An 18,947-nucleotide genomic window follows, 5' to 3' on the forward strand; every position below is an offset into this window, starting at 1 on the left:
ATAAATTTCAAAAAAACAGCTTAGTGGAGTTATATTATTCATTTTCAGCTTTAATAGTTTTAGCATCAATATTCGCATATCTCAATTATAGATTTCTTAAACTTCCGAGCACAATCGGAATTATGGTGATTGCCATTATGGTATCAATTATATTGGTATTGTTTGGCGAAAATTTTCTACCAAGAACCTTCGGACACTTAAATAAATTAATGGGAAGTATTGATTTTACAGAAGTTCTGATGGGAGCCATGCTTAATTTCTTACTCTTTGCAGGAGGAATTCACATCAACATCGACGATTTAAAAGAACAATTTCGACCTGTCGTTATATTTTCGACAGCAGGAGTGGTGATTTCGACGTTCGTTGTGGGCTTTGTGATGTTTTATTTACTTCCTTTTGTGGGAGTACAACTACCATTCATTTACTGTCTGGTTTTCGGAGCATTGATTTCTCCAACCGATCCTGTAGCTGTTTTAAGTATTTTAAAACAGGCAAAAGTATCCAAAGCGTTAGAAACAAAAGTTGCCGGAGAATCGCTATTCAACGATGGTATGGCGGTTGTGGTTTTCACCGTTGTTTTACAGTTGGCGATTGGAAATGAGGTTGATTTAGGAATCGAAAGCATCGGTTTATTATTGTTAAAAGAAGCTGGTGGCGGACTTTTCCTAGGTGTTGTTTTAGGATATGTAACTTCAAGATTAATGCGTGAAGTCGATGATTATATCATTTCGGTTTTGGTGACGCTTTCTGTAGTTATGGGAGGATATTTAATTGCTCGACAAATGCATATTTCAGGTCCTTTGACGATGGTTGCAGCGGGATTGTTTATGGGTAATTTTAATGTTAAATTTAAAATGAAATCCATCACGCAGGATTATTTAATTAAATTTTGGGAACTGATTGATGAAATTCTAAATGCCGTTTTATTCCTTTTCATCGGTTTTGAATTATTAATGATTAAAGATTTAAAAAATTACATGATTCCGGGATTATTGGCGATCGTGGTGGTTTTATTGGCGAGAGTAATTTCGATTTGGGGACCAACGAAATTTATGCCCATGAAAGCACGGTTCAATCCACAAACGATGAAAGTCCTGATTTGGGGTGGAATTCGTGGAGGTGTTTCTATTGCATTGGCGATGTCGATTCCCAAAAGTGAATACAGCGAAATTATTTTAAGTATTACTTATTGTGTGGTTGTATTTTCAATTATTGTTCAGGGACTTACGATTGCAAAAGTTGCAAATCCTAATATGATTGCAAAAGAAGAAGAGCAGGAAAGTATTACTGCAAATGAAACTCATTAATGGGTTGACTTATAGTAAAATATATAAATCAAAGAGTCGGTAATGAATTTTATCGGCTCTTTTTATTTTATTATTAAAGGTTTTGCTTTTATTTGTTTTAATTGTATTATTGCCAAATAATAAAAATACAATGATTAAAATTTTAAAGTTCTCCTTTCTTTTTATTTTTGGAATCTGTTTTTCTCAAATAAATGTAGATGAAATAAAAAAGAAAGTAACGGAAAACCCTCAACAATACTACTTCGAATATTTAGAAAACTTTAAAAAAGATCCTTCGAAACTGATTCAGGAAGAAATGAATCAGTTATATTATGGAAGTAGATTTATAAAATCAGATTATAGTATGGCTGATTATAATAAAGATTACGAAGAAGTTTGGAAAATTGCTTCCAGACGAGGAATTTCAAAAACCAAGGCTCAAAAAATATTGGAAAGAACAGAAGCTGCGTATAATAAGGCTCCATTGAATAGAGAGATTTTAGCTTCAATGGTCAATATATACAATGCAATTGGAGAAAAAAAGAAAGCAGAGATATGTGTATTGCAAAATAATAGGATAATTAAAACGATTGATGAGAGCGGAACTGGAAAAACAGAAAGTTCGCCAATCTGTGTAATTACCCCCGGTGATATGATGACCTTTGCAAAACCTATAATGATGATGGGAAATACCTTTAAACAAAAGGACATAAAAACAGATAAAAGCTCTATGATGACTGAATATTCTAACAATGGAGTGAGTTTATTTGTTAAATGTATAGGCTGTTTTAATTTTTAGTGCTATGATCAAAGAAATCCAAGAAGCACTAGCGATTCTTTCCATCCCCGAAAAAGCCGAATTCTTTCCGAAATTTTTCAAAACAGGAAAAGGAGAATATGGTGAAGGCGATCTGTTTTTAGGTGTAAAAGTTCCGGATCAAAGATCGGTGGCGAAAGAATATTATGCTAAAATTTCTTTGGATGAATTAAGCGAATTATTATCCTCAAAATATCACGAGCATCGATTGACAGCGCTTTTTATGTTGATTTCAAAATTTGAAAAAACGAAAGATAAAGCCGTGAAAGATGAAATTGTTGAGTTTTATTTAAATCATTTACCGTACGTCAACAATTGGGATTTGGTGGATTCAAGCTGTTATAAGATTTTGGGTCGATATGCCTTTGAAAATCAGAGAGAAGACTTGTTGAAAGAACTTTCCGATTCCGATGAAATGTGGCATAAAAGAATTGCTGTTGTCGGAACAATGCATTATGTGAAAAAAGGCTCGTTTGATCTTACGAAAGAATTTGTTACGAAAAATTTAAAACATACTCACGACTTGATGCACAAAGCAAATGGCTGGCTTTTGCGCGAAATGGGACAGAAAAATGAGACGGAACTTATCGATTATCTTAACCAATATTATAAAGAAATGCCAAGAACCTGTCTTCGATATGCCATCGAAAAACTGGACGAAGAACTGCGGCAGGATTATCTGAAAGGACGAATTTAAAAATAAGATCGTATTTTTGTAGTTTAAAAACTCAACTATGAAATTATTTCTTAGGCAATTCGTCATGATTTTACCACTATTATTTCTGACGAGTTGTTTCGATATTTTAGACAAAGTAAACATAAAAGCCGATGGGAGTGGAGAATACACCGTGATTCTCAACGCCAGTAAAAGCAAAACACGATTGGCTTCAATTTCCAAAATGGAAACGATCAACGGAAAAAAGGTTCCTAAAAAATCCGAAATTGAGAATAAAATCAATGAAGCAGCAAGAATTTTCAAGGCAACTCCGGGAATTTCCAATGTAAAAACTTCAATGGATCTTGATAATTACATCATCAAATTAAGCTGTAGTTTCAAAAAGATTGAAAATATTAATGCCGGGTTAGAGCAGCTTAAAGCTAAAAATATTGTCGGAAAAATGATTCCGACGCAGATTTACACTCACAATCTGGCGAATAAATCTTTTACAAGAAACGAAATCAATACATTTAAAAACGATTATGACAAACTGAGTAAGGCAGACAAAGAAATCTTTAATGATGCTAAATACACGTCTGTTTTGCAGTTCGAAAATACGATAAAATCTCAGTCCAACACTTCTTATCTGCTTTCACCCAATAGAAAAGCACTGAAGCTGGAATCTAATATTTTAGACTTTATTCTTCAGAAAAAACAAATTCAAAATAATATTCTCTTTCAATAATATACCATGAAATCTATTTTAAACAAAACAAAAACCATATTCTTCCTGATTTTCGGTGTTGTGCTTACTTTTGCTCAACAAAAAATGAAACTTCCCAAGGATGCTTCTTTTTACATGGAAATCAACGGAAAGCAATTAAACCAAAAAGTAAACTGGCAAAAATTAAATCCTTTTTTATTGGATATCACAAAAGGTGAAAAAGAAAAAGATAAGGATAAACCAACTTGGACGGATTATTCCAAAACAGGGATCAAATACGATGCGACGCAGTATCATTATGCAACTTTCAATGATTCTCTGAAGATTTATACCGCTCATTTTATTTTGGATAATAAAGATAAGTTTCAGGAATTTATTAATTCAACCAAGAAAAAAGGACTGGAAATTTCTAAGAAAAATAAATATTCTTATGTGAGCCTCGACGATGATGTTTTCGTTGCATGGAATGGAGATCGCGCCGTTTTAAAAATGATAAGCTACACAAAACCATATAAGTACGATTGGGATGATGAAGCAGTTGCTGATAGTGTAGCTGCAGTGGCAGATAGTACGGCAGTTGCTGTAGACAGTGCTTATGCGGATAAACCAGAAGAACCTTTTGATTATAAGGAAGAGATTGATTATCTGAAAGAGGATATTCGATATTTGAAAGAAAGCATACGAGAAAATACTGCTGAAATTGCAAAAAAAGAAAAGGATATCAAGTATTTGGAAAAACATCATCAATATCCAAAGGAGAAGAAAGGAACGACAGACGAAAATTATTCTGACAAGGAAAGCGAAGATTATATACTTCCCGACACTAAAGAAAAAATAGAAGAAGAGGATCTTGCTTACCAAAAAGCGTTGGATTCTATTAAAATTCAAGAGTTTAAGATCGTGAAAAAAGTTGCGGAAGATGCTTTTAATGAGTATTTTAATTCCAATTTGGATTTGGATGTTTCCAAAGAAATTCTATCTTTCCGGGATGCGAGTTCAGATGTTTTTGTGTACACAGATTATGGTAAAATCGTCAATGACGGCATTTATGGAAAGATGATGAAAAATTTCCAGTACGGACAGCTAATTAATAAAATTTATAATTCCAATTCGTCTTACAACTTATTTTTTGATAAGGATAAAGTAAAATTGATCAATAGCTATCAACATAAGAATCCGGAAGTTCAAAAAGGGTTTTCTGCTGTTTACAAAGGCAAGAAAAACAAAAAACTAATGTCTTTAATTAATGACAAGAGCATTGGTTATTATGCAATAAATGTAGATGGAAGCAAGTATTTTGATTTAATGTACAGCTTGCTGAAAAACAGTGGCGACGAAAATTATCAGAAGGAGATGGAACTGATGATGGAAACCATGAAAATTATTTTGGATGAAGAAGCTATTTCTAAAATAGCACCAGGGAATGGAATTTTTGTTTTAAACGAATTGAAATCTAAAACAGTAGAATACACAGATTATGAGTACGACGACGATTACAACGAAAAAGAAATAAAGAAAACGAAAGATGTGGCATCACCGGATTTCACGTTTGCTTTTGCAACGGAAAATGAAGGATATTGGAACCGCATATTTAATGTTCTTACAACCAGCAAGAATACATCGAAAAAGTTCTCAAAAGATGGAGATTTTTACATTTTTAAAGAGGAAAAAAGTGATGGATATTTAGACCAGTTATTGTTCACTATCAAAGACGGAATTGTGTATGTAACAACTTCTAAAGACAATATTCTTCCTAAAAATCAGTCGGATATTTCTAAAAATTGGGCAAAAGAATCTTCCAAATATTCTGCTTCGGGAAGGTTTGATATTCAAAGACTTTTGATTGGTTTGGATAAAGAATTTACAAGTACTTCAGATAGGAAAATGCTTGATTTTGTAAAGAAAAATGTAGGCGAAATGTATTTTAAATCTGAACCAAAAAGGGACAGAATAGAAACGGAAATTAACTATAACATCAAAAAGAGTTCGTCGGAAAATAGCTTGATGTATTTCTTCGATTTGTTTGATGAGATTTACAAAATAAAGGAATCTGAAAAGAAACAGCCTATTTTATAAATGAAAAAGAAAATTATTGTTTTCACTATTTTTTTGATCATCATTCTTGGAGGATATTTTACATTGTATCACAAGGATAAAGAATTGAAATTTATTCCAAGAAATGCAGATGCTGTGATTTTATTGGATACAAAAAACGCGACCAGACAATATCTGTTAAGTTTTTTAAGCCATCCATCGGAATGGTTTAAAGGTAAAGGCAAAAAAGAAAATACGATTTCTATACAAGAATCGGGAGTGAAAATTCCCGATTTTTTGCAAATTTTTCATCTTGAGAATACGAAAACTTCGGAATGGTATTCGGTCGTGGAACTTGATAACAAACAAAAGTTTTTAGAGTATTTAAAACAAGAAAAGTTTATTAATAAAGGCAAAGACTTATTTCAAAAGGATAATTTTTTTATTAAAATTGAATACGAAAACTGTATTTTAGGAACTTCCAGCGCGGCTTTTGAGAATATAATTCATTTATTTTTAGCCTTTCCCGATAGAACAAATTTTAGTTCAGAAGATTTTATCGATAATTCTTTGGGAAGTATTTCATTTGTTTCGAAAGGGAAAATACAGAATTTTTCTATTAATTTAAATGAAGATAATATTCAAATTAAAAACAATAAATACGCAGAAAAATTTTCATCAATTCTTTCAAAATTAGAAAAAACAAAATCTTTTGCAGAAGTGGAGCTGGATCAGAAAAATATCAAAAAGCTGACTTCTTTTTGGGATAAAACTTTTGCAGATTCTTCTCAGATTAATTTTGTTAAATCTTCCATTGAATTAGAACAGGTGAGCGACACAATCATCACGTATGGTTATGATGATAATTTTAATGAAATTGAAAAGAAATCTGTTCAAAAAAATACTCAGCCAGACTATGTGATAGATTTTACAAGTTTAAATAATGAAAAAACAGAAAAATATTTTCTGAATAAAAAGTGGATTAATGCTCAAAAACAATTCACCGCGATCCCGTTTCAACCTAATTTAATTGAAAAAACAGGAATGGGATTTCAAATAAAATCAACCCGAAAATCTATTGGATTATCTCTAAAGTTGAACGAAAACTATATTTTTGTAAGAAATAATCAGTTATTGTCTTCCTCATTAAAAACGTTATCAACTAAAGAAAAGAAAATACTTTCCGATCTTGATTATGTTTTTTATGGAAATAATAACAGTGATTATTACATAAAATTACAATTTAAAAAGAGTGAACTTCCTTTAATTTTAAGGTGGTAAAAAATAAATTTTAATGGATTCTTCACACATTGCTTTGCTCAAAACATTTACGCATTACTTTCTGCATTTTGTTTTTCCTGTTTTTATTGCGTTAATTTTTTACCGCGAAAACTGGAAAAAAGTGTATCTTATTCTGTTGGCGACAATGCTTGTAGATTTGGATCATCTTTTTGCAAACCCTATTTTCGATCCGGACAGAGGAAGTATAGGCTTTCATTTTTTACATTCTTATTATGCCATTGCGGTGTATTTTTTGCTGCTGTTTTTTAAAGGAAATATCAGAATTATCGGCATTGGACTTTTGCTTCATATGTTGACAGATTTTCAGGATTTTTATTTCTGGAATCATTAAAATATTATTAATATTTTCTTTTAAGATTTTAATTTTCATAGATTTTTTGTATTTTGTAAACGCTTATGAAATTAAAAGAATTATTACACTATACTTATATTTTTCCTGTTCTGGCGGTAGTTTACTATTTTTCCGGATTAATGGGAGGTGGGATTATTTATGATGTTGTAGCAGGAATTTTATTAACGGGAAGTGTTTTATCGGCAGTTCATCATGCAGAAGTTGTTGCCCATAAAGTTGGTGAACCTTTCGGTACCATCATTTTGGCGCTATGTATCACGATTATTGAAGTTGCCTTAATTATCTCGCTGATGGTTGCAGGTGGCGATCAGGCAATCACACTGGCAAGAGATACGGTTTTTGCAGCCGTAATGCTTATTTTAAACGGAATCTTAGGAATCTGTATTTTGGTGGGAGGAGTAAAATATTACGAACAGTTTTTCGCCAGAACGTCGGCTACAACCTATTTAATTTGTATCGTTTCGATCTTAATATTAACTTTAGTTCTTCCTAATTTTACATCAAGCGTCAACGGGCCATTTTATAATCAGGCACAATTAATCTTCGTTTCCATAGCCTGTTTGGTGATTTACGGCGTATTTTTGATGGTTCAGACGGTAAGACACAGAAATTATTTCATCGTTCCAGACGAGCATCCGGATGAACATTATATTCCCTCAACATCAAAAACAATTATAAGCTTTGTTTTCTTGGTGATTTGTTTGGGAATTGTTGTGATGATGGCAAAAGGTCTTTCAGCTACAATTGAAGATATGGTGAGAAGTTTAGGCGCTCCAAAATCTTTGGTTGGGGTTATTATTGCGGCTGTTGTCCTTCTTCCGGAAGGTGTTGCTGCGATCAGAGCGGCTCGAAGTAATCAGATTCAATCAAGTTTGAATTTGGCTTTAGGATCTGCCTTGGCAAGTATTGGACTTACCATTCCCGCGGTTTCTGTCGTTTGTATTTTGTACGATATTCCTTTGGTTTTAGGTTTAGATAAAAAAGATATCATTTTGCTCTCCTTGTCTGTATTCATCGTGATGCTTTCCTTAAGCCGGGGAAAAACCAATATTTTGTACGGAACAGTTCTGTTAGTAAATCTTGCGGCGTATATTTTTACCGTAATTGTTCCTTAATTTGAAACTCAAAACTCAAAACAAAAAATTGTAAACCATTAAAGTCTTCTCGCTAAATCCATTTTAAAAGCCATCAATTTGGCAATATTTTCAGATTTGTAAATGGCTAAATCTGCATTTTCTCCAACATAATTTTCTTCAATGGTTGTGCTCCAAAGTTTCAGCCAACGATCAAAATGTTTCTGTTCCATTGCCTGAATTTCATTGATCGGAAAATGAACACCCATTGGATTTCCTTTGTAAGACATCTGCCCAAACAAAACCGATTCCCAAAACGAGTACATCTTTGGCAAATGTTTATCCCAGTCTACTTTGGCAATATCATTAAAGAAAAATCCAATCGTTTCATCTTTAATGACTTTGGCATAAAATGAATTCACAAGATGTTCGATATCTTCTCTTGATTCCAATTTTTTCATACATCAAAGTTAATTTAAAATCAATTGTTAAAATCAATCTTCAACTTGATAAATTTCATGAAAACAATATTTTATCTTTGTATGTTATTTTGGATATGAAATCAAACAAATGATATAAAAAATGGCAAGAGGATTCAGACAAAAAATTCACCAGAAAAACACCGAAAACAGCGGCTTTGGAGACAATGCTTCGGGAAGATTTATCAATAAAGACGGACTTCCGAATGTTAATAGAAAAGGGGTTAATATTTTCAACCGTTTCAGTTGGTATCACACAATGTTGGATCTTTCTACGTTCCAGTTTTTATCGTATTTAGTGATTGCTTATATTTTGGTAAATCTCTTTTTTGCTTTAATTTATTATCTGATTGGAGTAGAACACTTAACCGGAATTGATAAAAGTGACCCAGTGAACGAATTTATTGACGTTTTTTTCTTCAGTTCGCAAACCTTTACGACGGTAGGTTATGGAAGAATTGCGCCGGTTGGTTTTATGGCAAGTTTGGTGGCAACTTTTGAAGCTTTTTTAGGATTGCTTACCTTTGCCATTGCAACAGGACTTTTTTACGGAAGATTTTCCAGACCGAGGGCGTATTTAAAGTTTTCTGATATTGCAGTGATTGCTCCTTTTAAAGATGAAACGGCTTTAATGTTCAGATTGGCACCTTATAAAAATAATGCTTTAACAGACGCTGATGTTATTGTTTCAACAGCAATAGAAGTAATCGAGGAAAGTGTTCCGAAAACGAATTTTTATCAGCTGAAAACTCAATTAAGCAAGATTAATACTTTGGCGCTGAACTGGACGGTTGTTCATAAAATAGATGAAGATTCGCCATTTTATGGGTTTTCCGAGGAAGATTTTAAAAATACGGATATTGAAATTATTGTTCATCTTCGTGCATTTGATGAAGTATTTTCTAATACAGTAGTTCAGAGATCTTCATATGTTTCTAAGGAAATTGTGTACGGAGCAAAATTTGTTCCGATGTATTATCCGGATAAAGAAAATCTTTCTACGATTTTGGATTTGGATAAAATTAATGATTATCAAAAAGCAGATCTTCCCGTTTTTGCGGAAGAGCGAGAATAAATGGATTTAGATTTTTACAAAAAACAGGCTTTACAAAAACAAAAAGAGCATAAAAAATTTCTGGACGGACTGAAGAAGAAACCGCCTAAAAATCTCGATTACATTGTCGAAGAAATTCATGAAGATGTATTTGAGCATATCGACTGTCTTCAATGTGCTAATTGCTGTAAAACAACGGGTCCGCTTTATACCGAAAAAGATATAGAAAGAATTTCTAAGCATCTTCGCATGAAACCCGCGGATTTCGAAGCAAAATTTCTTCGTGTAGATGAAGATAATGATAAAGTTTTGCAAAATCTTCCTTGTTTTTTTCTTAACTATGACAATACCTGCTCGATCTATGATGTACGCCCGAAAGCTTGTCGTGAGTATCCTCATACCGATAGAAAAAAGATCTATCAGATCAATAATTTAATGATAAAAAATACGGTGATTTGCCCTGCAGCCTACGAGTTTGTGGAAAGAATTATGAAAAATTTAGGAAAATAAGCTATAATCCAAATTCATCTTAAATAATTATAAAGTCCGTTAAATAAATACTTTACATATACTATTTCATAAATGAGTGGCGTTTAATTTAAACAACCATTTAAAATATTAGTATAATGAAAAAGTTAGTTTTAACAGCAGCGTTTACATTAGTCGGAGTAATCGCGGTATCGGCTCAGACGGACACAACAAAAAGTTCGTCACAAAATTCTAATAACCAGACGACAACTCAAACACAACAAAGTTCTCAGGCGACATCAAACTGGGGGACAACTTCAGGAACAGCATCGCAAAACCAAAATACAACAGCAACAGCGACTGTGGAGGCAACTCCAGCAACATCTGCAACTGATGCTACAGCAAGCATAAGTGCAGATACAGCGGTAGATGCAACCAAACCAACAGACGCTACCAAAGAAGAAAAGAAGAATAAAAAGAAAAAGTCTAAGTAGTATTAATTTTCAAGCAAAGTAGAAATGGAATCCTGAAATGTAATGTTTCAGGATTTTTTTATTTAATAATAAAACGATTGTTTCAGAATTTATACATACATTTGCTGAATAAAATTATTAATGGCTAGAAATGTTGAATTCAACGAAGCTGAAGCAATTCAAAAAGCAATGCAAGTTTTTTGGAAGAAAGGTTATAATGCTACTTCAATGCGAGATTTAACAGATGCCATGAAAATTAACAGCAGCAGTCTTTACAACACCATCGGAGACAAGCATCAATTGTTTTTGAAATGTCTGTCTCATTATACAGATTTAAGAAAAAAAGATTTTCAAAGACGAACTGAAAAAAAAGATCTACCGATAAACATTCTGCTAGATTTCTTAAATGATGCTGTAAAATCTATTGTTACTGATCCTAATGCCTGCATGGCTGTAAAAACTGCTTTCGAAATTGATCCTGATGATAAAGCTGTTCAGTATATTTTAAAGGAAGACAGCCAATTTACCCGTAATTTTTTAATTGATTTAATTACAAAAGCTATAGATTCCGAAGCACTGGATAAAGACGTTTCTCCTGATGTCTTAGCAGATTTTATAGTTAGTACATATTCGGGGTGGTATGAAATGTATATCATTAACAAAGATCCTCAACAGATAAGGAGAATGGCAGATTTTTTCATCAAGCAAATAATAAAATAGAAAAATTTAATCTTTTCTGAAACAAACGTTTCATATTTTTTCAATAATTTTAAAACAATCATTTCAAAATGAACAGACAAAACAAAAACTTAGATCTTACGAGCAAAATAGCTCTTGTAACGGGAGGAACCAAAGGAATAGGGAAAGCAATTGCGGATAGATTATCAGAATCTGGAGCGACGGTAATTGTTACCGCCAGAAATCAGCCGAAAGAAGAACTTCATCATCATTTTATTGCATCTGATCTTACGAATTCAGAAGATGTTTCGCATTTAGTTACCGAAATCAGCGAAAAATTTGGTTCTGTGGATATTCTTATCGATAATATTGGCGGACTTTCGACTCCCGGAGGAGGTTTTAGTAATTTAACAGATGAACATTGGGAAAATGAACTTCAACTCAATCTTTTGTCGGCAATTCGTATAGATAGAGCTTTACTTCCTCAAATGATAGAGAATAAAAACGGTGTAATTATCCATATTTCCACTGGAAGCAGCAAACAGCCACTTTGGGACATAAATATGGCATATGCAGTTTCAAAAGCTGCTTTAAACTCTTACAGTAAGGCATTGGCTTCTGAAGTTGCGACTCATGGAATTCGCGTATTAACGGTACTTCCCGGAGCTGTAAAAACACCAATGATGGTAGAATTTATTAAAGGAATTGCAAAAACTGCAGGAATTACTGTAGAAGAAGCTACACAAGGCTTGTTTAATAAGATTGGAGGTGTTCCTATGGGTAGAATGGCCGAGCCGGAAGAAGTTGCAGAACTGGTAAATTTTCTCGCTTCTCCAGCAGCATCTTATTTAACGGGCTCAACGTATGCTGTTGATGGCGGAGCAATGCCGACAATATAAAAATCTCAAAAAATATTTGAAAAAATCCTGGAATAATTTTCCGGGATTTTTTATTTAATAATATTGATATTCTAAACGGCAAATAAAAAAAGCGCTGAATAAATCAACGCTTTCTCCTTTCACTTTTTACTTTTTTCCCATTTGTAATCCCGGGAACAGGCTATATCAAAAAAGGTCGGGAAATTTTCCCAACCTTTATATTTTTATACAACTCCTTGAGCCAACATTGCTTCTGCAACTTTCACGAAACCAGCGATATTTGCGCCTTTTACGTAGTTTACATAGCCATCTTCCTCTTTTCCGTAGTCTCTACAAGCTTTGTGGATTCCGATCATAATTTCTTTCAATCTAGCATCAACCTCCTCAGAAGTCCAGTTTAGACGAATAGAGTTTTGCGTCATTTCAAGACCTGAAGTCGCAACACCACCCGCGTTAGACGCTTTTCCTGGAGAGAATAATACTTTATTGTCTAGGAAATAATTGATTGCATCAAGCGTTGAAGGCATATTTGCAGCTTCAGTCACACAAACGCATCCGTTTTCTACCAAAACTTTAGCATCTTCAAGATCCAGTTCGTTTTGCGTTGCAGAAGGGATAGCAACATCACATTTTACTTCCCAAGGACGTTTTCCAGCGAAAAATTCAGCAGAAGGATATTTTTTAGCATAATCTTCAGCTCTGTTATTCCCGGAATTTCTAAGCTCTAGCAAATAATCGATCTTTTCTCCATCGATTCCGTCTTTGTCATAGATATATCCGTCTGGTCCGGAAATAGTTACTACTTTTCCTCCAAGTTCAGATACCTTTTTAATAACCCCCCAGGCTACGTTTCCGAAACCTGAAACTGTTACCGTTTTATCTTTGAAAGTTTGTCCAATCGTTTTTAGCATTTGTTCAGCGAAGTATACAACACCATATCCTGTAGCTTCAGGACGGATTAATGAACCTCCGTATGCAAGACCTTTACCAGTCAATACACCTGTAAATTCATTTCTGATTTTCTTATACTGTCCGAATAAATATCCGATTTCTCTTGCTCCTACACCGATATCTCCCGCAGGAACGTCAGTTTCAGGACCAACATGCTTGCATAATTCTGTCATGAAAGCCTGGCAAAAACGCATTACTTCCATATCAGATTTACCTTGTGGATCGAAGTCTGAACCTCCTTTACCACCTCCCATCGGAAGCGTCGTTAATGAGTTTTTGAATACCTGCTCGAAAGCTAAGAATTTAAGAACTGAAAGGTTTACAGTAGGGTGGAAACGGATACCTCCTTTGTAAGGTCCGATCGCAGAGTTCATCTGGATTCTGAAACCTCTGTTTACCTGGATTTCTCCTTTATCGTCAACCCACGGAACTCTGAAAATAATAATTCTCTCAGCTTCTGCCATTCTTTCAAGAAGCTTCATTCCTGTATATTCCTTTTTCGTCATGATAAACGGAATTACCGTTACAGCTACTTCTTTTACAGCCTGTAAAAATTCCGGTTCATTAGGGTTTTTTGCCTCAATTTTTGCAATAAACTCTTGGATTTTCTGGTCAATATTATATTGTTCCATATATTAGGGTTGAATATTATTGTCAACAAATTTAATTTTTTTTTCAAAATTCACAATACCTTATTTAAAGATTGTTAAAAATTTAATAATAATGTTTCGAAATATTATTAAATTAATAATTTTAATATAAATTTTATTAAAAATTAAATGTTATGTCTTAAATAATGCAATATTAAGAAATCGTTAATTGTCAAATTGCAAGAAATTGTCTCCCGGAAAATGATTTTACTTTCCCCAAAAGTTCCAACTCCAAAATTATTGGTAAAATTTTGTGTGAAGACAGCTCTATCTTCTCTGCAAGATCGTCTAAAGTAATTTGAGGATGATGAATAATTTTATTGTAGATTAATTCTTGATTTTCAGTTAATTGAATGCTTTCTTCGATTCGAGGAAACAATTCTTCTATTTTCTCTTTTGTTGGGTTTAAGCCTAAAGAATCGATCAGGTCTTTCATCGTAGAAATTGCTGTTGCTTTGTTCTGAAAAATTAGATTATTGCATCCCTGGCTTTGCCTATCAGTAATCTTTCCGGGCAATGCATAAACTTCACGATTATAATTATTCGCAAAAGTTGCTGTACTTATCGAGCCTCCTCCGAAAGCTGTTTCCACTACAATGGTTGCAGGAGAAATTCCGGCTACGATTCTGTTTCGCTGAATAAAATTTTCCCGATCCGGTTTTCTGGAAGAATTAAATTCCGTAAAGAGTGTTCCATTTTCTTCAAGGATTTTTTCGGATAACTTTTTGTTTTTGGAAGGGTATAATGTATGGAAGCCATGTGCCAAAACTGCAATGGTAGGAATTTGAAAATGAATCGATTGTTCATGAACTTCCTTGTCAACACCTAAAGCTAAACCACTCACCGAAACGTAATTTTCAGATTGTGTTTCTTCAAAAAAATCGTGGATAAACTGCTTTCCATAAGAAGTCATATTTCGTGTTCCGACGATGCTTATTTTTTGCTTTTCCCTTTCAAAGTTTCCTTTTTGATAAAGAATTGCGGGAGCATCTTCACATTCGCGCAGCAATTTCGGAAGATTCTGAAGATGTCTGAGATTAATTTTAATATTATTCTTTTCGCAAAATTTCAATTCTTTTTCTGCAAATTTCAGATGTTCGGGATTTCCGATGTCGGAAACTATTTTTCTGCCGATACCATCTACGTTGGAATAGTTTTTCTTTGCATTTTCCCAAGCGTTTTTTGCACCGCCAAAAATTCGGACAAGTTTGTAGAAATTGATATCACCAATCAGGTTGCATTCGCGCAAAGCGATGGAGTAGAGATGTTCTTCAGAGTACATTTGTGTTGTTTTGACAAATGTAGAGAATTTTTAATTTGATTTTGATTTTAATTCAGATGTTTTAATTATAAATTTAAAAAATTATTTTCCTCTCAACTCATCTAGCCGATCCCAAATATCATCCTTCTTTTTATATGGTAATTCTAAAAAATCATCAGGGTGATTTTCTTTATATTGCTGCCAAAGTTTATCGTCTTTTTCGCTATAATAATTCGGAAATTCCCAAATGAACTTTTTCTTTTTCTCACCGATTTTTTTAAACATTAATGCTAAAATAATTCCAACAACTGCACCCGCAAGGTGAGCCTGCCAAGAAATTTTGCTTGGTTCTTCTAAATTTGAAAATAATTCTTCCGGTAACATTCCCCAAACCAAACTTCCATAGTATAAAACGACCAATAAAGAAATGGTCAAGAGCTTCATGTTCCATTTAAAAACCCCACTAAAGAAAAGAAAAAAAGCTAGAACGTAAACAACTCCACTTGCTCCGATTGTACAAGTGTAAAGATAATCACCTGTCATAATGTCGATTGGAGGAAGCAGCCAAACTAAAAAACCTGTAGCCAACCAACCAATGATAAAGACTTTATTGGCAACCAACGGATAAAACTGATACAGCAGAAACATCAGCACCGCAATAGGAATCGAATTTCCTATGATGTGATCCATATTTCCATGTAAAAGGGGAGAGGTGAGGATTCCCAGCAAACCTTCCGGCAGAAGCGGAATGATGGCGCCAAAGCAACTTCCAAAAAGACCTTGCTGTTGCAGAAAATAGAAAAACCACATGGCTGAAAGCATCAGCAAAGGATATATAATCGCTTTTTTGGAAATTACATTGTTTTTTAGCATGAAGGTTCTACGTCAAATGAAACGCCAAGTATAAATTTCGGAAAATTTGGCGATGAATTTAATAGGTTGATTTTTATTTAAGACAAAAAGTAATGATTTTCATCAGTTTTCAGATTTTACACATAATATTTTGTCACTGAATTAATTAAAGTGGCTTGGTTTTAGTATTCAAATGCAAAAAAAATACATTGTTGAAAATATTCAGGACGAGACTATTTCTTGTTTTTAGTCAAAAAAATTATATTTAATATTTTTGTAAATGAAAATTTTTGAATAATGAAGAAGTTTCTTTTATTTCTTTCCCTTTCTTTCGGGATTTTTAGTAGTGCACAGGTCGTAATTGTAGACACTCCGGCTGTAAAGCAACCTTTAAAAGTAGTGGATGATACCGTTAAGCACTGGTCGGTTTTAGGAAAACAATCATTAATGATCAATCAAGCGGCTTTCTCAAACTGGGTCGGTGGTGGAGCTAATAATGTGGGCTGGCTGGCTGCTGTTGATTACAACATTACTTATGAAAAAGAGAAAGATCTTTGGGAAAATATTATCCTTCTAAATTATGGTCAAAACGATACACAGGGAATTGGCGTAAGAAAAACTCAGGACGTAATTAATGTTTCTACAAATTACGGAAGAAAAGTTTCAAAAAGCTGGTATCTGTCTGTAGGAGCAGGCCTTCAATCGCAGTTCTCCGTTGGTTATGAAGATGGAAACAATCCTGAGGCGAAGAAAATTTCTAATTTTATGGCTCCGGGATATTTGAACGTCGGGATGGGTATTACGTACAGACCGAACGATAATTTGAATGTCACTCTAAGACCAAGTAACGCCAGATGGGCTTTTGTATTGGATAAGGATCTGCAAATTGCAGGAAATTATGGTTTAAAGGCAGACGGAGATTCTTCATTGCTGCAATTCGGTTTCTTGGGAACGGCTTCTTATAAATTAAAAATCATGGAAAACGTAAATATGACCAACACCGCTTCTGTTTTCTCCAATTATCTGGATCATCCGGAAAGACTGGTTTTAGCTTATGGAATGGGTCTGAATTTAAAGGTAAATAAATTCATTTCTTCTAATATTACTGTTGATGTATTATACGACCACAATCAGATTGAAAAAACTCAGCTTAAACAGACTTTAGGAATTGGTTTAGCATATACTTTAAATAATGGAGGAAAACGGTCTGACAGAAAAGACAGTCAATGGTGGCTGAAAAAGTAATCTAATCATCATTAATTTGAAATAAATTATTACAAATATCAATAGGAGTGGGCTTTAGCCCACTTTTTTAATGAGCATAATCAAGATTGGCTTTAGCCAAAACTTAAATACAAACCAGAAATATTTTTCACAAATTTCACAATCCTCTATCATGCTTTTATAAGTGAAACGGCTTTGTAGAAATAGAATATTTAATGAAAAAACTCAGTGAGCTTTGTGTTCAAAATTTAAGTTTTGTAAAGTATTGCTATCATTCGCTGAGTGAAACACCTTTGCGAACAAAAAATAATCAATCATTTTACCAAATCCTTGCGATCTTAGTGATAAAAAACATCAAAAAAACAAAAGCACCCCAAAATTGGAGTGCTTTATATTTATCAATTATATATTGTTAGAACTCTATATCAACTTCTAATTTCTCAGCCAAAAGCTTTGAAATTTTTTCTTTCAAAGGCTCAATATCAATATTCTGCATCGCATCGTTTGCGAAAGCATATAGCAATAACGCCTGAGCTTCTTTTTTAGAAATACCTCTTGCTCTCAAATAGAATAATGCATCTTCATTAAGCTGTCCAACCGTACAACCATGAGAACACTTCACATCATCTGCAAAAATCTCCAACTGAGGTTTTGTATCAATTGTTGCACCTTCGCTTAATAAAACGTTGTTATTTTGCTGATAAGCATTAGTTTTTTGAGCAATTTTATCAACAAATACTTTTCCGTTGAAAACTCCGTGAGATTTTCCGCTGAAAATACCTTTGTAGTTCTGATAACTTTCACAGTTAGGCTGATTGTGGTGAACCGCCGTGTGGTGATCTACCAGCTGATCTTTCCCGATAATCGTAATTCCGTTCATGAATGAATTGATATTCGATCCGTTTTGAATGAAATATAAGTTATTTCTTACCAATTTACCTCCGAAAGAGAACGTATTTACGGTCGTTAAGCTGTCTTTTTCCTGCTTCGCGAAAGTGTTATCAATTAAATAAGAAGTATCGTTATCATTCTGTAATTTATGCCAATCTGCTTTTGCATTTGGATAGGTGAAAATTTCTGTCACTGAATTTGTCAACACATAAGTATTATCAAAGTTGTGGTGACTTTCAATGATTTCCACTTTTGCACCTTCTTCTACGATTAATAAATTTCTCGTATTGTAAAAAGTGTTTTCTTCCTGATTCTGAGAAATATAGAAAACATGAATTGGCTTTTCAATCACAACATTTTTCGGAACTTTAAGGAAAAAACCATACTTGCAATAAGCTTGATTCAAATTCGTGAAAGCTGATTTATCCGCTGCAATTGTGTTGAAATATTTATCAAAAACATCTCTATGTTTCTCATCATTCAATGCATAATTAAATGAAAGAAATTCAACATTTTCAATCGAAACTTTTGATAATTCTTTGCGAAGCTTACCATTTACGAAAGTAATCCAGTCAAAATTTTCTTCACCCAAATGCAATTCATCCAACTGCTCTTTGGTGATATTATGGCTTTCTTTCGGGAAAAAGTTATATCCTTTTTCAGTAATCTCCTTTAGGTTGGTATATTTATATTCTTCGTCTTTTTTCGTCGGAAAACCAACTTTTTCGAATCTTTGAAGAGCCACTTTACGATCTTCATCCAGAAATCTGTGACGAAGACTCTCCAAAAATTCATTATGGTTTTCTATAATCTGTTCTTTTAATGCCATTACTGGTATATCT

At 33.5% G+C, this 18,947-nt stretch carries 19 protein-coding genes; 14 read left to right on the forward strand and 5 right to left on the reverse strand.

What is annotated here, in order from left to right; all coding sequences use genetic code 11:
* Nucleotides 1–23: 23 nt before the first annotated feature.
* The 8 genes from ACKX2A_RS12170 to ACKX2A_RS12205 all read left to right on the forward strand — a co-directional run bounded on the left by ACKX2A_RS12170 (nucleotide 24) and on the right by ACKX2A_RS12205 (nucleotide 8,288).
* Nucleotides 24–1,307, forward strand: coding sequence for a cation:proton antiporter (locus ACKX2A_RS12170; RefSeq protein ID WP_415324954.1), 1,284 nt, complete (start codon nucleotides 24–26; stop codon nucleotides 1,305–1,307).
* 130 nt (nucleotides 1,308–1,437) lie between these two features.
* Nucleotides 1,438–2,085 (forward strand): DUF4919 domain-containing protein, encoded by a 648-nt coding sequence (locus ACKX2A_RS12175; protein ID WP_415324956.1) that lies wholly within the window; start codon nucleotides 1,438–1,440, stop codon nucleotides 2,083–2,085.
* Between the two features lie 4 nt (nucleotides 2,086–2,089).
* Nucleotides 2,090–2,800 (forward strand): DNA alkylation repair protein, encoded by a 711-nt coding sequence (locus ACKX2A_RS12180; RefSeq protein ID WP_415324958.1) that lies wholly within the window; start codon nucleotides 2,090–2,092, stop codon nucleotides 2,798–2,800.
* A 37-nt stretch (nucleotides 2,801–2,837) separates the two neighbouring features.
* The gene (locus ACKX2A_RS12185) at nucleotides 2,838–3,506 is read left to right on the forward strand and encodes a hypothetical protein (RefSeq protein ID WP_415324959.1); all 669 of its coding nucleotides are present in this window, start codon (nucleotides 2,838–2,840) and stop codon (nucleotides 3,504–3,506) included.
* Between the two features lie 6 nt (nucleotides 3,507–3,512).
* Nucleotides 3,513–5,561 carry a hypothetical protein gene (locus tag ACKX2A_RS12190; RefSeq protein ID WP_415324960.1) on the forward strand — a complete coding sequence of 683 codons (2,049 nt, stop codon included), beginning with the start codon at nucleotides 3,513–3,515 and terminating at the stop codon, nucleotides 5,559–5,561.
* Complete coding sequence (locus ACKX2A_RS12195; RefSeq protein ID WP_415324961.1) at nucleotides 5,562–6,800, forward strand: hypothetical protein; 1,239 nt, start codon at nucleotides 5,562–5,564, stop codon at nucleotides 6,798–6,800.
* 13 nt (nucleotides 6,801–6,813) lie between these two features.
* Nucleotides 6,814–7,152: a DUF6122 family protein gene (locus tag ACKX2A_RS12200; protein ID WP_415324962.1), complete on the forward strand. Its 339-nt coding sequence runs from the start codon at nucleotides 6,814–6,816 to the stop codon at nucleotides 7,150–7,152.
* A 65-nt stretch (nucleotides 7,153–7,217) separates the two neighbouring features.
* The gene (locus tag ACKX2A_RS12205; protein WP_415324963.1) at nucleotides 7,218–8,288 is read left to right on the forward strand and encodes a calcium:proton antiporter; all 1,071 of its coding nucleotides are present in this window, start codon (nucleotides 7,218–7,220) and stop codon (nucleotides 8,286–8,288) included.
* A gap of 38 nt (nucleotides 8,289–8,326) precedes the next feature.
* Here ACKX2A_RS12205 and ACKX2A_RS12210 read toward each other — a convergent pair whose 3' ends face one another.
* The gene (locus tag ACKX2A_RS12210; protein WP_415324964.1) at nucleotides 8,327–8,707 is read right to left on the reverse strand and encodes a group III truncated hemoglobin; all 381 of its coding nucleotides are present in this window, start codon (nucleotides 8,705–8,707) and stop codon (nucleotides 8,327–8,329) included.
* 121 nt (nucleotides 8,708–8,828) lie between these two features.
* Here ACKX2A_RS12210 and ACKX2A_RS12215 point away from each other — a divergent pair, with 121 nt between their 5' ends.
* From ACKX2A_RS12215 to ACKX2A_RS12235, 5 genes are all read left to right on the forward strand, one after another.
* Entirely contained in the window at nucleotides 8,829–9,800 is a 972-nt protein-coding gene (locus tag ACKX2A_RS12215; RefSeq protein WP_415324966.1) for an ion channel, read from the forward strand.
* Entirely contained in the window at nucleotides 9,801–10,289 is a 489-nt protein-coding gene (locus ACKX2A_RS12220; protein ID WP_415324968.1) for a YkgJ family cysteine cluster protein, read from the forward strand.
* A 116-nt stretch (nucleotides 10,290–10,405) separates the two neighbouring features.
* On the forward strand, nucleotides 10,406–10,741 hold the full coding sequence (locus ACKX2A_RS12225) for a hypothetical protein (protein ID WP_415324970.1): 336 nt from the start codon (nucleotides 10,406–10,408) through the stop codon (nucleotides 10,739–10,741).
* Nucleotides 10,742–10,861: 120 nt separating this feature from the next.
* A complete protein-coding gene (locus ACKX2A_RS12230; protein WP_415324971.1) occupies nucleotides 10,862–11,440 on the forward strand; it encodes a TetR/AcrR family transcriptional regulator in 579 nt (192 codons plus the stop codon).
* Between the two features lie 68 nt (nucleotides 11,441–11,508).
* Nucleotides 11,509–12,297, forward strand: a complete 789-nt coding sequence (locus ACKX2A_RS12235; protein ID WP_415324972.1) for an SDR family oxidoreductase — start codon at nucleotides 11,509–11,511, stop codon at nucleotides 12,295–12,297.
* Between the two features lie 203 nt (nucleotides 12,298–12,500).
* On the opposite strand, the gene gdhA is transcribed toward ACKX2A_RS12235, so the two are convergent.
* The 3 genes from gdhA to ACKX2A_RS12250 all read right to left on the reverse strand — a co-directional run bounded on the left by gdhA (nucleotide 12,501) and on the right by ACKX2A_RS12250 (nucleotide 16,011).
* Nucleotides 12,501–13,859 (reverse strand): NADP-specific glutamate dehydrogenase, encoded by a 1,359-nt coding sequence (gdhA, locus tag ACKX2A_RS12240; protein WP_415324973.1) that lies wholly within the window; start codon nucleotides 13,857–13,859, stop codon nucleotides 12,501–12,503.
* Between the two features lie 190 nt (nucleotides 13,860–14,049).
* Nucleotides 14,050–15,159 (reverse strand): DNA-processing protein DprA, encoded by a 1,110-nt coding sequence (dprA, locus tag ACKX2A_RS12245; RefSeq protein WP_415324975.1) that lies wholly within the window; start codon nucleotides 15,157–15,159, stop codon nucleotides 14,050–14,052.
* A gap of 81 nt (nucleotides 15,160–15,240) precedes the next feature.
* Nucleotides 15,241–16,011 carry a rhomboid family intramembrane serine protease gene (locus ACKX2A_RS12250; protein WP_415324977.1) on the reverse strand — a complete coding sequence of 257 codons (771 nt, stop codon included), beginning with the start codon at nucleotides 16,009–16,011 and terminating at the stop codon, nucleotides 15,241–15,243.
* A 276-nt stretch (nucleotides 16,012–16,287) separates the two neighbouring features.
* Here ACKX2A_RS12250 and ACKX2A_RS12255 point away from each other — a divergent pair, with 276 nt between their 5' ends.
* Nucleotides 16,288–17,235 (forward strand): DUF3078 domain-containing protein, encoded by a 948-nt coding sequence (locus ACKX2A_RS12255; protein ID WP_415324978.1) that lies wholly within the window; start codon nucleotides 16,288–16,290, stop codon nucleotides 17,233–17,235.
* Between the two features lie 391 nt (nucleotides 17,236–17,626).
* Here the strand turns inward: ACKX2A_RS12255 and sufD are convergent, their stop codons facing one another.
* Nucleotides 17,627–18,934 carry a Fe-S cluster assembly protein SufD gene (sufD, locus tag ACKX2A_RS12260; RefSeq protein WP_415329465.1) on the reverse strand — a complete coding sequence of 436 codons (1,308 nt, stop codon included), beginning with the start codon at nucleotides 18,932–18,934 and terminating at the stop codon, nucleotides 17,627–17,629.
* Nucleotides 18,935–18,947 lie beyond the last annotated feature (13 nt).

Origin of the sequence: Chryseobacterium sp. MMS23-Vi53, from assembly GCF_047651245.1 — a bacterium.
Classification (GTDB): Bacteria; Bacteroidota; Bacteroidia; order Flavobacteriales; family Weeksellaceae; genus Chryseobacterium.

What these genes read in the sequence shown, in the direction of transcription:
- ACKX2A_RS12250 (WP_415324977.1), bottom strand. Translation starts at nt 16,011, where the DNA reads ATGCTAAAAAACAATGTAATTTCCAAAAAAGCGATTATATATCCTTTG.
- ACKX2A_RS12215 (WP_415324966.1), top strand. Translation starts at nt 8,829, where the DNA reads ATGGCAAGAGGATTCAGACAAAAAATTCACCAGAAAAACACCGAAAAC.
- sufD (WP_415329465.1), bottom strand. Translation starts at nt 18,934, where the DNA reads ATGGCATTAAAAGAACAGATTATAGAAAACCATAATGAATTTTTGGAG.
- ACKX2A_RS12210 (WP_415324964.1), bottom strand. Translation starts at nt 8,707, where the DNA reads ATGAAAAAATTGGAATCAAGAGAAGATATCGAACATCTTGTGAATTCA.
- ACKX2A_RS12200 (WP_415324962.1), top strand. Translation starts at nt 6,814, where the DNA reads ATGGATTCTTCACACATTGCTTTGCTCAAAACATTTACGCATTACTTT.
- ACKX2A_RS12255 (WP_415324978.1), top strand. Translation starts at nt 16,288, where the DNA reads ATGAAGAAGTTTCTTTTATTTCTTTCCCTTTCTTTCGGGATTTTTAGT.
- ACKX2A_RS12185 (WP_415324959.1), top strand. Translation starts at nt 2,838, where the DNA reads ATGAAATTATTTCTTAGGCAATTCGTCATGATTTTACCACTATTATTT.
- ACKX2A_RS12190 (WP_415324960.1), top strand. Translation starts at nt 3,513, where the DNA reads ATGAAATCTATTTTAAACAAAACAAAAACCATATTCTTCCTGATTTTC.
- ACKX2A_RS12205 (WP_415324963.1), top strand. Translation starts at nt 7,218, where the DNA reads ATGAAATTAAAAGAATTATTACACTATACTTATATTTTTCCTGTTCTG.
- ACKX2A_RS12195 (WP_415324961.1), top strand. Translation starts at nt 5,562, where the DNA reads ATGAAAAAGAAAATTATTGTTTTCACTATTTTTTTGATCATCATTCTT.
- gdhA (WP_415324973.1), bottom strand. Translation starts at nt 13,859, where the DNA reads ATGGAACAATATAATATTGACCAGAAAATCCAAGAGTTTATTGCAAAA.
- ACKX2A_RS12230 (WP_415324971.1), top strand. Translation starts at nt 10,862, where the DNA reads ATGGCTAGAAATGTTGAATTCAACGAAGCTGAAGCAATTCAAAAAGCA.
- ACKX2A_RS12235 (WP_415324972.1), top strand. Translation starts at nt 11,509, where the DNA reads ATGAACAGACAAAACAAAAACTTAGATCTTACGAGCAAAATAGCTCTT.
- dprA (WP_415324975.1), bottom strand. Translation starts at nt 15,159, where the DNA reads ATGTACTCTGAAGAACATCTCTACTCCATCGCTTTGCGCGAATGCAAC.
- ACKX2A_RS12220 (WP_415324968.1), top strand. Translation starts at nt 9,801, where the DNA reads ATGGATTTAGATTTTTACAAAAAACAGGCTTTACAAAAACAAAAAGAG.
- ACKX2A_RS12225 (WP_415324970.1), top strand. Translation starts at nt 10,406, where the DNA reads ATGAAAAAGTTAGTTTTAACAGCAGCGTTTACATTAGTCGGAGTAATC.
- ACKX2A_RS12175 (WP_415324956.1), top strand. Translation starts at nt 1,438, where the DNA reads ATGATTAAAATTTTAAAGTTCTCCTTTCTTTTTATTTTTGGAATCTGT.
- ACKX2A_RS12180 (WP_415324958.1), top strand. Translation starts at nt 2,090, where the DNA reads ATGATCAAAGAAATCCAAGAAGCACTAGCGATTCTTTCCATCCCCGAA.